The organism is Pseudocitrobacter cyperus, assembly GCF_039889165.1.
Taxonomy (GTDB): Bacteria; Pseudomonadota; Gammaproteobacteria; order Enterobacterales; family Enterobacteriaceae; genus Pseudocitrobacter; species Pseudocitrobacter cyperus.
Genome location: NZ_JAYMYY010000008.1, coordinates 15,493 through 30,150 on the forward strand (window position 1 = coordinate 15,493; position 14,658 = coordinate 30,150).

14 protein-coding genes are annotated in these 14,658 nt (G+C 51.6%); 5 read left to right on the forward strand and 9 right to left on the reverse strand.

All coding sequences use genetic code 11. The features are described from left to right. Positions 1-1,125, reverse strand: a complete 1,125-nt coding sequence (locus VSR74_RS19890; protein ID WP_411914271.1) for a GNAT family N-acetyltransferase — start codon at positions 1,123-1,125, stop codon at positions 1-3. 288 nt (positions 1,126-1,413) lie between these two features. Between VSR74_RS19890 and VSR74_RS19895 the strand changes: the two genes are divergently transcribed. From VSR74_RS19895 to spt, 4 genes are read left to right on the forward strand one after another with little or no spacing between them, the layout of a single operon-like run. Further along, positions 1,414-3,159 carry a fatty acyl-AMP ligase gene (locus VSR74_RS19895; protein ID WP_347796296.1) on the forward strand — a complete coding sequence of 582 codons (1,746 nt, stop codon included), beginning with the start codon at positions 1,414-1,416 and terminating at the stop codon, positions 3,157-3,159. Then, complete coding sequence (locus VSR74_RS19900) at positions 3,156-4,067, forward strand: NAD-dependent epimerase/dehydratase family protein (RefSeq protein WP_347796297.1); 912 nt, start codon at positions 3,156-3,158, stop codon at positions 4,065-4,067. The genes VSR74_RS19895 and VSR74_RS19900 overlap by 4 nt, the downstream gene beginning before the upstream one ends. Before the next feature lie 31 nt (positions 4,068-4,098). Continuing rightward, a complete protein-coding gene (locus tag VSR74_RS19905; protein WP_347796298.1) occupies positions 4,099-4,359 on the forward strand; it encodes an acyl carrier protein in 261 nt (86 codons plus the stop codon). After that, positions 4,346-5,518, forward strand: coding sequence for a serine palmitoyltransferase (gene spt, locus VSR74_RS19910; RefSeq protein ID WP_347796299.1), 1,173 nt, complete (start codon positions 4,346-4,348; stop codon positions 5,516-5,518). Before VSR74_RS19905 ends, spt begins: the two co-directional genes overlap by 14 nt. Before the next feature lie 41 nt (positions 5,519-5,559). Here spt and lptG read toward each other — a convergent pair whose 3' ends face one another. The 7 genes from lptG to VSR74_RS19945 form a co-directional block, all read right to left on the reverse strand. Further along, entirely contained in the window at positions 5,560-6,639 is a 1,080-nt protein-coding gene (gene lptG, locus VSR74_RS19915; protein WP_347796300.1) for an LPS export ABC transporter permease LptG, read from the reverse strand. Next, entirely contained in the window at positions 6,636-7,706 is a 1,071-nt protein-coding gene (gene lptF, locus VSR74_RS19920; RefSeq protein WP_347796403.1) for an LPS export ABC transporter permease LptF, read from the reverse strand. Before lptF ends, lptG begins: the two co-directional genes overlap by 4 nt. 19 nt (positions 7,707-7,725) lie before the next feature. Continuing rightward, positions 7,726-8,352: a YtfJ family protein gene (locus VSR74_RS19925; protein WP_347796301.1), complete on the reverse strand. Its 627-nt coding sequence runs from the start codon at positions 8,350-8,352 to the stop codon at positions 7,726-7,728. Positions 8,353-8,369: 17 nt separating this feature from the next. Continuing rightward, positions 8,370-9,194, reverse strand: a complete 825-nt coding sequence (locus VSR74_RS19930) for a hypothetical protein (protein WP_347796302.1) — start codon at positions 9,192-9,194, stop codon at positions 8,370-8,372. After that, a complete protein-coding gene (locus tag VSR74_RS19935; protein WP_411914272.1) occupies positions 9,191-10,528 on the reverse strand; it encodes a lipopolysaccharide biosynthesis protein in 1,338 nt (445 codons plus the stop codon). The genes VSR74_RS19930 and VSR74_RS19935 overlap by 4 nt, the downstream gene beginning before the upstream one ends. Positions 10,529-10,643: 115 nt before the next feature. After that, complete coding sequence (locus tag VSR74_RS19940; RefSeq protein WP_347796304.1) at positions 10,644-11,375, reverse strand: nucleoside/nucleotide kinase family protein; 732 nt, start codon at positions 11,373-11,375, stop codon at positions 10,644-10,646. A gap of 41 nt (positions 11,376-11,416) precedes the next feature. Next, positions 11,417-12,130 carry a nucleoside/nucleotide kinase family protein gene (locus VSR74_RS19945; RefSeq protein WP_347796305.1) on the reverse strand — a complete coding sequence of 238 codons (714 nt, stop codon included), beginning with the start codon at positions 12,128-12,130 and terminating at the stop codon, positions 11,417-11,419. Between the two features lie 174 nt (positions 12,131-12,304). Between VSR74_RS19945 and VSR74_RS19950 the strand changes: the two genes are divergently transcribed. Then, positions 12,305-13,030 (forward strand): dTMP kinase, encoded by a 726-nt coding sequence (locus tag VSR74_RS19950; protein ID WP_347796306.1) that lies wholly within the window; start codon positions 12,305-12,307, stop codon positions 13,028-13,030. 49 nt (positions 13,031-13,079) lie between these two features. On the opposite strand, the gene pitA is transcribed toward VSR74_RS19950, so the two are convergent. Then, complete coding sequence (gene pitA, locus VSR74_RS19955; RefSeq protein WP_347796307.1) at positions 13,080-14,579, reverse strand: inorganic phosphate transporter PitA; 1,500 nt, start codon at positions 14,577-14,579, stop codon at positions 13,080-13,082. Positions 14,580-14,658: the final 79 nt, after the last annotated feature.

Here is a 14,658-nt window from a genome sequence, read left to right on the forward strand (position 1 = left end):
TCAGAGCGCTTTTTCATACAACCGATAACGTTTATAGGGCTTCGCGCCAATTTTTTCCAGAATCGTTCGCATCCCCGTATTTGATTCGAGGATCCAGGACATCTCCAGCGCATCGATGTGGCGTCTGGCAAATGGCTCGCGCAACGCCTCAATCAGCAGCAGGGCAATCACCGGGCCGATCCGACTGAACTGATGCTCTTTGCAAATCCCCATCAGCGGAACGCGCGCCGTGCGTACTCCACTAACTTTCAGGCGCCAGAGCAATTTCGCCCAGCCAAAGGGAACCAGACTTCCGTTTAAATCCGCAATCGCTTCGTTAATGTTTGGCATACCAACGATAAAACCGCAGGGCGCGGAATCAATCTCCGCAATGTAAATCAGGTCGTCCGGAACCAAATACTTCAGTTGCTCGCCCATAACGGCAAATTCACGCTCGGTGAAAGGCACGAATCCCCAGTTATGCTGCCAACCAGAGTTAAAAACTTCACGCAGAACCTGCATCTCTTCAGCGAAGCGTTTTCGATTAATACAACGAATGGTTACTTTCTTACGCGTCTGCTCCATCAGACGAGTCAGCGCCGGTGAGAAAGACAAGTCAGTGCGTTGCATCCAGTAAGCCAGCAGATCGATACCTTTCCCATAGCCCTGCTGTTCTACCTGTGCGGCATACCAGGGCTTCCCATGGGGCATCAGCGCGCAAGGCGGAGTTTCAAACCCCTCAATCAGCAACCCGCTCTCCTGGTTGATATTCAGGCTGAAGGGGCCAGTAATTTTTCGCGTCCCGCCAGCCGCCAGCCAGGACTCTGCTGCGGCAAACAGCGCGCTGAAAACCTCCTCATCATCAATGGCATCGAGCATGCCAATATGTCCGGTATCATCGCCATATCGTTCGCGATGAAGGCTGTCGATTTGCGCGGTTATCCGCCCGACGATCCGGCCATTTTTCTTCGCAACCCATGCCTGCCATTGAATGTGTTCGGTACCGGGGTTCTTCCCGGAAAGATGCTCTAAACGCTCCATCATCAAAGGGGGGATCCAGTTAGGATCGCCACGATATAATGACGAAGGAAAAGAAATGAAAGCTTTGCGTTCAGGCTTGCTCACCACTTTCTCAATGCTAACCATATACATCCTGTATTTTATATTTAAAAAAATAACTAACCGAAATATTTCCACCCGAACATTTCAGAAATACCGAATAACCTGAAAGATATATTCAAAACAAATACATCAGCAAGCATTTAAAAGAAACAAATATAATTACCAACTATATATACACACACAACAAAAAGCCCAACAAATATATCAATGATTAGTAAAAATAAACGCAAACCTGAACTTTACCTTTCATGACAATATAATTTATATTAGCCCCGCCGTATTGTCCTGTAACTTTTTAATTAAAATATTATCATGGTATATATGTCCAACAAAAACTTACCCCATGCACTGCCAATGCGCTATGCGGACTTCCCCACTCTGGCGGAAGCGTTGGACTATGCAGCCCAGGGTTGCAACGGTATGCACTTCTATGATCGGCGGCTCCAGCTTGAGCACACGCTGGAATATCGCCAGCTACAACAGCATGCAAAAGCAGGAGCACGGCGACTGCTGTCCCTCAATATTCGCAAAGGCGAGCGCGTCGCTCTTATTGCAGAAACCAGCATTGGCTTTGTCGAAGCCTTTTTTGCCTGCCAGTATGCCGGGCTGGTTGCCGTTCCGCTCGCCATTCCTATGGGGGTCGGGCAACGTGCCTCATACACCACCAAACTTCAGGGTTTATTAACCAGTTGTAAGCCAGCAGCAATTATCAGTAGTGATGAATGGCTATCACTTATTGATGTTGAGAATATCGACATCCCTCCGGTTCATATTCTCAGCCACAACGATTTTAACGCTCTTCCGGAAAAAGAGACGAACCTTCCGCTCCCATCGCCGGATGATATTGCTTACCTGCAATATACCTCTGGCAGCACGCGATTCCCGCGAGGAGTCATTATTACTCACCGGGAAGTGATGTCTAATTTGCGGGTCATTAGCCACGACGGCATAAAATTACGTGAAAATGATCGCTGCGTCTCCTGGCTGCCGTTCTATCACGATATGGGATTAGTGGGTTTCCTGCTCACACCGGTAGCAACCCAGCTTTCCGTCGATTACCTGCGCACACAAGATTTCGCTATGCGCCCGTTGCAGTGGCTAAAGCTCATTACTCAAAACCGCTGTACCGTCTCCGTGGCACCGCCGTTTGGCTACGATTTATGCCTGCGTCGCGTCAATGATAAAGATCTTGCTGAACTCGATCTCGCCTGCTGGCGCGTGGCAGGAATTGGCGCGGAGCCTATTCCTGCGCAGCAGTTAAAAGAGTTTGGCGAGCGATTCAGCCATGCGCAGTTTAACCCTCGCGCATTTATGCCCTGCTACGGTCTGGCCGAAAACGCTCTGGCGGTAAGTTTTTCTGCCGAAGATGCTGGCCTTCAGGTTAATGAAATTGACCGTGATATTCTCGAACGTCAGGGGAAAGCCCTACCGCCTACCCCGGAAACACGTGCGGTCTCTACCTTTGCTAACTGCGGCAAGGCGCTTCCTGGCCATTACATTGAAATTCGTAATGAACAAGGGAAATGCCTGCCAGAAAGAGAGATCGGCCATATCTGTATCTCAGGCCCAAGCCTGATGAGCGGTTATTTTCAGGATCCCGTCTCCCAAAAGGAAATTCAGTCTACCGGCTGGATGGACACGGGAGACCTGGGCTATCTGCTGGACGGCGATCTCTACGTCACAGGGCGAATCAAAGATCTGATTATTATTCATGGTCGAAATATCTGGCCGCAAGACATTGAATATGCAGTAGAAAAAGAACTGGGTATTCATTCCGGTAATGCAATCGCGTTTGTCACTGCTCAGGAGCGGATCGTCTTACAAATCCAGTGCCGAATCAGCTCTGAAGAGCACCGCCAGCAAATGCTGCATGCGCTGACGGCGCACATTCAAAGTGAATTTGGCGTCACGGTAGACATAGAATTTGTGCCGCCGCACAGCATTCCGCGTACCTCTTCCGGTAAGCCTGCGCGTGCAGAGGCAAAACGTCGATACCTTACGCCGTTTACCGACACTATCGCTCCCCAACAGACGCCGATAGTGGGTTACGTACAATGAACAATACGGTCGCGGTGACGGGCGGCACAGGTTTTATTGGCAAACATATTCTCGCCAACCTGCTTTCCCGCGGCTTTACGGTTCGGGCCTTAACTCGCACCCCACGTTCTGATTCGGATCAGCACATCACCTGGGTTCACGGTTCGCTGGAAGACAGGAACTCGCTGGCTGAACTGGTGAAAGGCGCGCGCTACATCGTTCATGGCGCAGGGCAGGTTCGCGGGCATACCGAAGAGGTGTTCACCCGTTGCAATGTGATGGGCAGCCTGCGTTTATTGCAGGCGGCAAAGGAAGGCGGCTGCTGCGAGCGTTTTCTGTTTATCTCTTCCCTGGCGGCTCGCCATCCAGAGCTCTCCTGGTATGCCAACTCAAAATATATTGCCGAACAGAAACTCGCAGCGATGTCCTCGGGAATTTCTCTGGGCATTTTCCGCCCCACTGCCGTGTATGGCCCAGGCGACCAGGAGCTAAAGCCCCTGTTTGACTGGATGCTAAGGGGCATCCTTCCCCAGCTTAGTACCGCAGAAACGAAACTCTCATTTATCCATGTGATCGATTTAGCACTGGCCGTCACGCAATGGTTATCCTGCGAAGCCCCCCAGGCGCGCATCTACGAATTATGTGACGGCACAGAGAGCTATAGCTGGAAACAGCTACAGGAAATAGCAACAGAGGCCCGTAATGGCCCAGTCCGCTTAGTCAGCGTACCGCTTTATTTGCTGCAATTGATTGCCGATATCAGCACCCGACTTAGCCAGTTAGCAGGAAAAGAACCGATGCTCACCCGTGAAAAAATCGGTGAACTCACGCATGCGGACTGGTCGGTAAACATTAACAACGCAGTCGACGATTTCAACTGGTCTCCAGGGATTAGCCTGACTCATGCATTTCACCACAGGCTATTTTGATTATTCACATTAAAGGCGTAGCAGCATTTCTATGGTAAATCGTGAAAGAGTGATGGAATACATTCTCTCCTGCTTACGGGAGATGATCGCAAAAGGACTGAACATCAAACCAGACAGTGACCTGGTCAACGATCTGGGGCTCGAGTCGATAAAAGTAATGGATCTGCTGATGGAACTGGAAGACGAATATGATATTTCCATTCCTATCAATATCTTACTTGATGTCAGAACCCCCGCGCAATTAGTGGAAGCCTTAATCCCCTATCTGGAGAACAACAATGGGCATTTATGAAAAATTTGCGCGTCTTGTTGGCGATCGCGAACAGTTCTGCACGTCAGGCATTACCCCCTTTGGCACGTGCATTGATGAGGTATATTCCGCAACGGAGGGGCGTATTGGCGCGCAGAAAGTCATTCTGGCGGGAACCAATAACTACCTCGGGCTGACCTTCAATGCCGACGCAATCGCTCAGGGCCAGTCCGCGCTGGCGGCCCAGGGAACCGGGACAACCGGCTCACGCATGGCGAATGGCAGTTATGGCCCGCACCTCGCGCTGGAACAAGAGCTGGCCCACTTCTTCGGTCGCCCGACGGCTATCGTATTTTCAACGGGCTATACCGCTAATCTTGGGGTTATCAGCACACTGGCAGACCACAACGCCGTCGTCCTGCTGGATGCCGACAGTCACGCCAGTATCTACGACGCCTGTGCTCTGGGCGGGGCGGAGATTATCCGTTTTCGTCACAACGACGCGCAGGATCTGGAGCGCCGCATGCTTCGCCTGGGCGATCGCGCCCGCGAAGCGATCATCATCGTCGAAGGCATCTACAGCATGCTCGGCGATGTCGCGCCGCTGGCTGAAATTGTCGATATCAAACGTCGTCTGGGTGGTTTTCTGATTGTTGATGAAGCCCACTCGTTCGGGGTGATGGGGGCTACGGGGCGCGGGTTGGCTGAAGCTGTCGGTGTGGAACAGGACGTTGATATCATTGTCGGCACCTTCAGCAAAAGTCTGGCCTCGATTGGCGGCTTCGCCATCGGCGGAAAAGAGATGGAGGTGTTGCGCTACAGCAGTCGCCCGTATATTTTCACCGCGTCGCCCTCCCCCTCAAGCATAGCTTCCGTGCGCTCATCACTAAAAACAATTGCCACCCACCCCGAACTACGTCAGAAACTATGGGATAACGCCCACCGTCTGTACGACGGGCTGGAGAAACTGGGCTATCAGTTAGGTTCACACATTAGCCCGGTCGTGCCGGTTATCATGGATTCTAAAGATGAGGGGCTGAGATTCTGGCGTGAGCTGATTACGCTGGGTGTTTATGTGAACCTCATCCTGCCGCCCGCCGCGCCGTCGGGTATCACCCTGCTGCGCTGTAGCGTGAATGCCGCGCACAGCGATGCGCAAATCGATGCCATTATTCAGGCATTCGCCGCGCTGAAAGCGTAAGCACCACAGCCATACGTCCTCAAAGCGTATGGCTGATTCACTCACCGCACCTTATCGTATCGCCAGATCAACATGAGTGCGACGATGACGCAGAGTGTCGGTAACGTGAGTGCGATAAACGGTGCGCTCAAAGCAAACAATAACCCCAGGTTGACGACAATTTGGTAGCTGATGTAAAGCAACAGCCCCACGATGCCACCGACTGCCAGACGACTACCCAGAGCTGACGAACGTGGCGCAACAAAGGCAAAAGGGACGGCCAGCAAAATCATCGCCAGCGTTAAAATGGGCCTTCCCAGTTTTTGCCAGAGCGCCAGGTGGTACTCAAGGCTGGGCTGGCGAGTCTGTTGCAAATACGCAATATAATGATTGAGTTGGCCGACGGAGAAAGTATTAGCAGGCAGCGAGAGCACATCCAGACTCATACGGGTAAAAAATGCATCCCAGGGTAAAACATCTTTAATTTCAGTGGATTCCTTGCCATTTAACCACTGTTTTTTATTCACTTCCTGAAGCAGCCACTTATCGCCTTCCACAATCGTCGCCTTACGGGCATAAATGTAGAACTCAAGAGAAAGGTCGTCGCGATAGTGAAAGATCTCCACACCTGTGGGCTGCCCCTGTTCATTCAGTGATTTCACCGTCATAAAAGTATTATCGCGCCGGGCCCACAATATATTCCCGCTGATATCAACGCCATTCTCTGTCGCCATTGCCACATTCCTGATTTGCAACGCGCGCTGTTGTAGAGGTGACGCCAGCCACTCGTCGATCGCCCCTAACGAGGCCGCCCAGACAATACCCGCCGTCAACGCCACCATTGCAATTCTGAATACGGAGAAACCGGTACTGCGAATGGCGGTAAGCTCGCTGTTTTTCGACAGCAGCCCCAACCCGACAATCCCACCAAGCAGGGCAATAAAGGGCCCGAGATCGATAAAGCAACGCGGCAACGTCATCAATACGACCAGCAGGGCCTGTGTCCAGTGATAGCCACCAGGGCTCACATCATCCAGTTCATTGATCAGGTTGAAGGTCGTGAAAAGCGGCAGCAACAAGCCCGCCGCCGCGGCAAACCCGGTGAAGAGATAACGAATCAAATAACGGCTGAATATATTCATCGGGAGAATTTTTGTCGCCAGGAAAAGTCACGCGCGGCCAACAACAGCAAACCGGCGAGCATAAGGACAGGAACCGACCATACGCCAGGAATAAGGGGTATGGCGCCATTCGCCACCAGTGTGCGACAGACATTACCACCATAAAAAATCGCGACAAACATCAGCGTTAGCGGAAGTAACGTCGCAAATCGCCCCTGACGGGGCTTCACCCGGCTTAATGGAATTGCCAGCAGCGCCATCAAAAGCGCCGTGATGCCACGGCTTTCTCGCCATTGAAGTTCGGCATGATCGGCCGGATCGCTGGATTGAGTCAGCATTTCGGCTGATTTGGCCTTGCGTCTGATTTCAATACGCGGTGTCAGCGGATTCAGATGTAACTGCAGGTTGCGATATATCTGTTCGTTATCATCTGTACCTTCATGACTCAGGGTGTATGACGTTCCGGTGTGTAACGCGACCGTTGGCGTAAGCGGAGAAGGGTCAATGATGTCGATGGAATGCGCCCGGAAAATACTGCTTTTTCCCCCGGCGGAGGTATAAATCAGCGCTTCAGTAAGATGGTTCGTGGTGGGGTTAATCCGCTCGGCCATAATCATGCGACCATTGTCATTCACATTGAATTTTTTCGCCTGCAGATGACGAACGTCCAGCTCAGATTGCGACTGCTGTTCCAGTGCATAAATTTGCGCATATGCCCAGGGCCTGCCATATACAGAGAGTAACATCACCAGAATACTCAACGGCACCGCCTGATACATGACGGCTTTATACAGACACAACGGACTGGCGCCGGCCGCAGATATTGCCGTTATCTCTGAGTCAGTGTAAAGCTGGCCCAGCGTAACGCCGACCGCGACATACAGCCCCACTGGCAGTAGCATTTCAAGCGCAATCAATACTTTATAAAAGACAACATCCAGTACAACGTCCAGCGCCAGCGTACCGTTGGCGGCTTCTGTCAGATAACGTTGCGCGCAATAGCAGGTAAAAATGAAGATGAGGAAGCCAACCATGGCGAACATCAGGCGGCATGCGCCTCCCACAACATAGCGTTCAATGACGTTCATTTTCAGTCGACTGTAGAACTTAATCACTGAACACCACGCTGTTTTCAATGCGATCCGGCTTGTCATACCCGGCAAGGAGTTTCCACACCAGCGCGATAACCGTATCCACCTCTTTTTCTGTCAGAGCGCCATCTTTGGCCCAGACAATTTGGCCATTCTGATTCAGTACAAAAATAGTGGAGCTCTCCTCCGGAAGCCGCCAGGTTTTTCGCCCCAATCCCTCGGCATCGATAATGAATTGCGCCCATGGGTAGCGCCGCTTATTTTTTTCAATTTTTCCACGCACGAAATAGCCGCTGCCAAAGATGGCATCATCCGTATTCACAATGGTGGTCGGCTGGAAACCGCTGACGGGGAAATCCGCCTTTTCTACCGCTTTAATCAGCAACGAATTTTTCTTTTTCGCCGATTTTCTTCCGGCGATGTACTGCACGATGCGCACCTTTCCCGCGAACTGAGCGCTATTCCAGCGATGATAAACAATGCTGCCATCCTCACTCAGCAACAATTCGCCACCGTCACTAACAGCAATGGGCGAAACGGCTTTGCCAACGACAAAGTTATGCGCAGTGGCCGAGCCAGAGAAAAACAGCAGCGTGGCCACTAGCGCCAGAATATGCGCATAACGCCATCGGTACCCCGTCATCATACCTCCCGTCCGCCTTACAAAGGAAAACGCTCAATAAGCAGCGCCAGGCGCTGACGGATATCATCATCCAGCGCAACGGGTGTGTCGTAGGACAGGCGATTGTGCATATCATCTGCGACCATCACATCATGCCTGTCCCCCATTAACCCATTGATTGCCGCCAGAAAACGCGAAATTTGCCGCGCCTCTTTATGTTCAGGAGCAATAGACCTCAGGGTATCGTAGTAAGAAACCTGCTGACTGATGATTTTTCGTACATCGTGGAACTCTCTGCCCGTTAGCGCCGGTTTGGTGACATAGGCTTTCAGGGTGCGTATTTGCCCCTGACGATAAGCAACAAAATCCTCTACGCTCGCCAGACGGCTATGGCTCAGGCTGTACCGCATCAGCCTCCATGCTGGCGCGCTCAAACATATACGCAACAACCGGGCATAAAACGTGATGATGTCCTTCTTTTGATTTCGGAACCCATCCTGGAAACGGCCGAGATAAACGGTGGTTTTGCCAAAAAGGAAACCAGCCCGATGCTGTCGCAGGTAAAGCCGCTGGGCAAAACGCAAATGCTTAAACCGTGCGCGCATATATTTGTATTGCATGCGTTCTACCGGAGAAAGTTCATCGCCGACGGCCTGCTTCAGTGTGAGACGCAACAACGCCTCCCGGTCTACACCGTCCTCCCAAAATTGCAGGCACAGCGCATAGTTGCTGTGGACGATTTCCGCCGAGCAGGACAAATCAATCACCGACGGCAGGCTTACCTGCGAGTCGACATAGTCATCTTCTTCCACCGCCATAAACAGGTGCTGAAGTACATCAGGTGCAAAACGTTTCTCTGTCATTGGTTACGCTCCGTCGATTCCTTAAACACCAATAAATGGCGCTGAAAATAAGCCCTAAGCGTGGGGCCCAGCGAAAACAACACATCGAGGCACTGGCCGAAAAAATAGGCAAAGGCAGCGCCCATAACGCCAAAAATATGCGAGAGCGCAATCAACAGGATGAGATAACCGGCAGAGGCGAACGTTTGGGCAACGAGGAAAGCGCGCTGTTTACCCGCCATTAAGAGCAGCGACTCTTGTGGAAACCCCAACATAGAAATGATGATGGCGGCTAACATCACCTGAATTAAGTCATACGCTTCAAGATATTTAGCCCCAAACACCAGTGAAATCAGCGGTTTTCCTACCACCACCACCAGCAGGGCAATCGCAATTCCGATGCCTCCGGCAAGCAATGCAGACCTCACACCCAGCAGCCACGGTCTTTTACTGCGGGGATCAAGTCGCATAATTTCCGGATAAAAACTTTTCCCTAACAAGCCTGCAGGCGTGCCAGCAGCATCGAAGAAGGTCATCGCAATTTTAAAGAGCCCGGCGGCGGCGGGGCCAAGGACAATACCGACTAACACCGTGCTACAGGAATTTCGAGCCGACCAGATAGAGTGGGCAATGTTCGTCGACCAGACAAAACCCCAGGCTCCAGGTATGCGACGCGCAGACGCAAACAGGCGAGGACGCAAAGCGCCCTGGATATTCCGGCGTCTCAACTCACGCGCGGCAAACCACCAGTACATGGTGCCGCCGACCAGGTTTGAGATATACCAGGCAATCACAAATCCGGCAAAACCATATTCGCCCCACCAGGCAATCACACTGCCTGCCGCGCGTAAAAATGGCCGGGTCGCCTGCTGAATCGCAATCAAATCAAAACGATCCACCGCCCGTAAAATACCGGTCGGCGTCGACGACGCCATCGAAGGGATCAGCGTGCAATAGAGCATGGCTAACCAAAAACTCTGCGCATCCAACCCCATAGAGTCAGAAAGAAACGGCAGCAGCGCCATGCCACCGACAATGGCGACAGCCCCGCTGGCAATATCAAGACCGAAGGAAAACGACACCACATCCCGAAACTGCTGCGGATTATTATTCGCCAGTGCGGGGGTGCCGTACTGCACAACTAATTGCCAGGTCTGGAATTTAATAAAGTCGCTGATTGATTTGGCGTATGACTGAATGACGACCAATACACCAAACAGTGCGGGAGTCATTCCCTGACCCGCACAGGATAGCGCCAGCAGCCCAAGTAGAGCACTCACCACATTACTGGAACCTAAATAGGCGCTATTGCGGATAATGGTGCGAAATGCCCCATCTGAAAACCAATTTTTCATCGTTATAAAATCAGCCAACTTAGCCAGACGAGGCTATTAATAATTCAGCAAAGAGTTAATTTTCTCTGCATATATAAATACAAAAAATAATAAGTTCACCCTTATGGCGTCTTTATTATGATGCGACGCGCTGGCGCTGCGAGGCTAATGCCACCATCGATGCCGCCGACAGGGCTTTCTCCAGCACGTCGCTATAGGGTGCTCTGGCATCCAGCTCAATAATATGGGAACCGTTATAGTGAATTTTCGACATCACGCCGATTTTATCCCGTAATTCTTCATAGTCATGATCGGGCTTACGGGAGAATGCGGTATCAACATCGATAACCAGACGAATAATTAGTTCAGGTCGATAGCGCGCCATCTGCTGATATAGCCGCTGCTCGCGTCTGGCCAGTCGCGTTTTGATTTTTCCGGTTGCGCGCTCAACGCCAATGCCGGGGCCATCATAATAAAACCCGGAAATCTCCGCCTGCGGAAAACGGTCGCTCACCACCAGTACGCCGCTTCGCGCCAATCGTCGCACCTTGCGTAAATTCACCCGCCGCCGAAGCGAAAAACCAAACATAATCAGCGCCGCCCACAGCGCAGGCGAGCGGCTCTTCATACTTTGTGTCTTCGATGATTTGGCGGCCAGACGCCGCTCAAGCCAGACGCCAATAATCGGTAATCGCTTGATTTTATCGCCATCTTCACCGGAGAGCAGCCCCAGGTAGCGGCGTTCAGTGACCCACTGCGCCTGTAGCCGTTTAACCAAATCGTTAGTCAGCGTTGATTTCCCCGTACCATCACAGCCCACGACGGCAATAAGCCCGGGAATACATTCGGTGAAGTTAGTTGTTTGCATGGCATTCACTCTTGAAAGTCATCACAGCCTGGCCGCCGCAATCAGGAAAGTTCGGCCTGAATCGATCGTAACGATTCAGAAAAAATAAAATCAGCGGGCTGCCGCCCATCCAGCTCAAGGATTGTCGCGCCATTAAAATTAAGAAGAGGGATCACGGTGGTTTTCTCATGCAGCGCCACCAGTGAGTGATCGGGTTTGCGGCTGAATGCAGTTTGTTCATCAATCCCCAGCCGAATCAATAACAAAGGGATATAAGAGGCCATCCAGCGATACAGACTGAGCTCCCACTTTCGCAGCAGGCATACCCAGCGGTTCCCGCCAACGGTTTTAGCTAACTGTGGGCCATCGAAGCGGAAACCGGGGACTTCAACCTGTGGATAGCGGTCAGTGACCAGCAAATAACCCTGCCGGCTCTTTTGCAACATTTTACGGAATTTCCAGGCTCGCCAGCAGGAGAGTAAAAAGATAACAAAGGCGCTAACGTTGCCTGGCGGTAAAGAGGGGGAGTCATGCACTTTAGCCGCTTTTCCACGCAGATAGCGCCCGAAAGGCGCGCCGATTATCGGCAATTTCGTTATCCATTCGCCAATACGCCCGGAAGATTGCCCGAGGTAAAGTAATTGCGTGGGGATTTTCTCCGCCAGATGATTAACCAGAGCCGTTGCCAGCGTTGATTTCCCTGAACCATCACACCCCACGATTGCAATCACTCTCACGAAAGGTGGATTAATCTTTCGCGTGTTATATTGACCCATGAAAAACCTGCTATTAAAGAAATTATTGTATACTCCGTGAATTGTGCCAAGAATATCTTTTCGGCCTGAATGTGACAATAATTAAATATCAATTCAGACTAAACACCCCATGGCCAGAAAATAAATTCATTAAAATAATATTTAACGCGAATATATTAAACAAGGGATATATCAATGCAGCCAATAATACCACCAATCATTGCCGTCATTGGCAGTGATGGCTCAGGGAAATCGACTATTTGCGAACATCTTATGGCGACCATAAAAAAATATGGCCCAGCCGAACAGGTACATTTAGGAAAACAGGCGGGAAACGTTGGGCGGGCGGTAGCCAAACTCCCTTTAATGGGGCGTTCTTTGCATAAAACGATTGAACGCAACCAGGTCAAGACGGCAAAAAAACTGCCTGGCCCAGTACCGGCATTAGTCGTTACCGCCTTCGTCATTCGTCGGTTGCTCCGTTTTCGGCATATGCTGGCCTGCCATCGTCGTGGGCTAATTGTCTTAACCGATCGCTATCCGCAGGAACAAATTCCCGGCGCTTATGATGGCGCCGTTTTTCCGCCCAATGTGACCGGAAGCCGTTTTGTCTGCTGGCTGGCGAAGCTTGAACGTTCTGCGTTTCACTGGATGGCGAGCCATAAGCCTGATTTAGTTATCAAGCTGAATGTTGATCTTGACGTGGCCTGCGCACGTAAACCTGACCACACGCGTGAATCCCTTGCACAAAAAATTGCCATTACGCCGCAATTGACGTTTGGCGGGGCGCCACTGGTCGATATAGATGCAAATAAACCGCTGGATGAAGTTCTGATAGATGCTGAAACGGCTGTGGTGCGTTTTATGGAGAGCCGGGGATACGCTTGCGTTAACGCGGCGTTGCCGCTCTCCGGGAGGTAATATTCTACACTGCCCGACCAGAGATCGGGCAGTGTCACAAACTCGCGGCTCAGATAAGCTGAAGTGAAATCCAGTAAAGCAGACCGGACAAACAGATAGCCGCAGGCAGCGTGAAGATCCAGGCCATCAGAATGCTGGTCACTGTTTTGCGCTGCAAACCTCCGCCATCGACGAGCATCGTTCCCGCAACAGCAGAAGAGAGCACATGCGTGGTCGAGACGGGCATCCCGACGTAGCTGGCAAGACCTATCGAAATCGCAGCGGTAATTTGTGCAGACATTCCCTGCGCGTAGGTCATACCCTTCTTACCAATCTTCTCACCGATAGTCATCGCTACGCGTTTCCAGCCAATCATGGTGCCGATCCCCAGCGCCAGCGCAACGGCCATAATGATCCAGACCGGGGCGTACTCAATGGTGCTGAGCATATCTGTTCTCAGCTTCTTCAGTAATTGCTGGTCATTACGGCTGATCCCCTCGCTCTTCGCCACTGCCGCGGCCGTATCGGAGATACAAAGCATAATGCGGCGAAGCTGGCTGCGTTGCGCAGTTTCTAACATGCCATAGCTTGTCACATTGTCGGAGAGCATCGATTTCACCCGCTCGAATGCGTCTATTGTATTCGCAGGGTGGCAGTGAAATGCGCCGGGTTGCACAGCGCCGGTCTGCGCCGTGGCGAGCGGTTGTTCCGATGTGGTGATTGATTTAAGCAGTGCCGGCCGCTGCTCCAGGAAGGTCTCAAAATTGCTGACCGCGTCGCGCGAGCGGGCGATGTCATAGCCGGAGGCATTCATGTTAACCACAAACCCAGCCGGCGCAATTCCCACCAGCACCAGCATAACCAGACCAATACCTTTTTGACCATCGTTAGCCCCGTGAGAGAAGGCCACCCCAGCCGCTGAAACAATCAGGGAAGTACGAGTCCAGAATGGCGGCTTCCTCACTCCCCCTTTCTTTTTACGCTCCTCTGGCGAGCGGTGGATGCGCGCGCGTTTTTTGGTTCCGCTCCAGAAGCGGCGCAGCAGAAAAATAAGCCCTCCCGCCAGCACCAGCCCAACAACAGGCGACACGATTAAAGAGGTGAAAATTTTCGTCACCTCCCGCAAATTCAGCGCATCGACCACCGACCCACCATTCATCATGGCATTGGTGAGCCCAATACCAATAATTGCACCGATAAGCGTATGTGAGCTGGATGCCGGGAGCCCGAAAAACCATGTTCCCAGATTCCAGATAATTGCCGCCAGCAGCATGGAAAAGACCATTGCCAGGCCGTGGGTGGAGCCCATATTCAGTAGCAGATCGGTTGGCAACATGTGCACGATGGCATATGCCACGCTGAGTCCGCCCAGCAACACACCAAAAAAGTTGAACAACGCCGCCATAACAACAGCCAATTGTGGACGCATTGCACGGGTGTATATCACCGTCGCCACCGCATTGGCCGTATCGTGAAAACCATTGATTGCTTCATAAAACAGCACAAAGGCCAGAGCGAGCAATAACAAAAGCCCGGTGTATATATCCAAGCCAATAAATAAATTTAACATATATAAGATGCGCCATATTAAAATAATGAACAGGCGCATTATCAGTGAGTTTTCTTATCCGGGCAAAGCGAAATGTTTA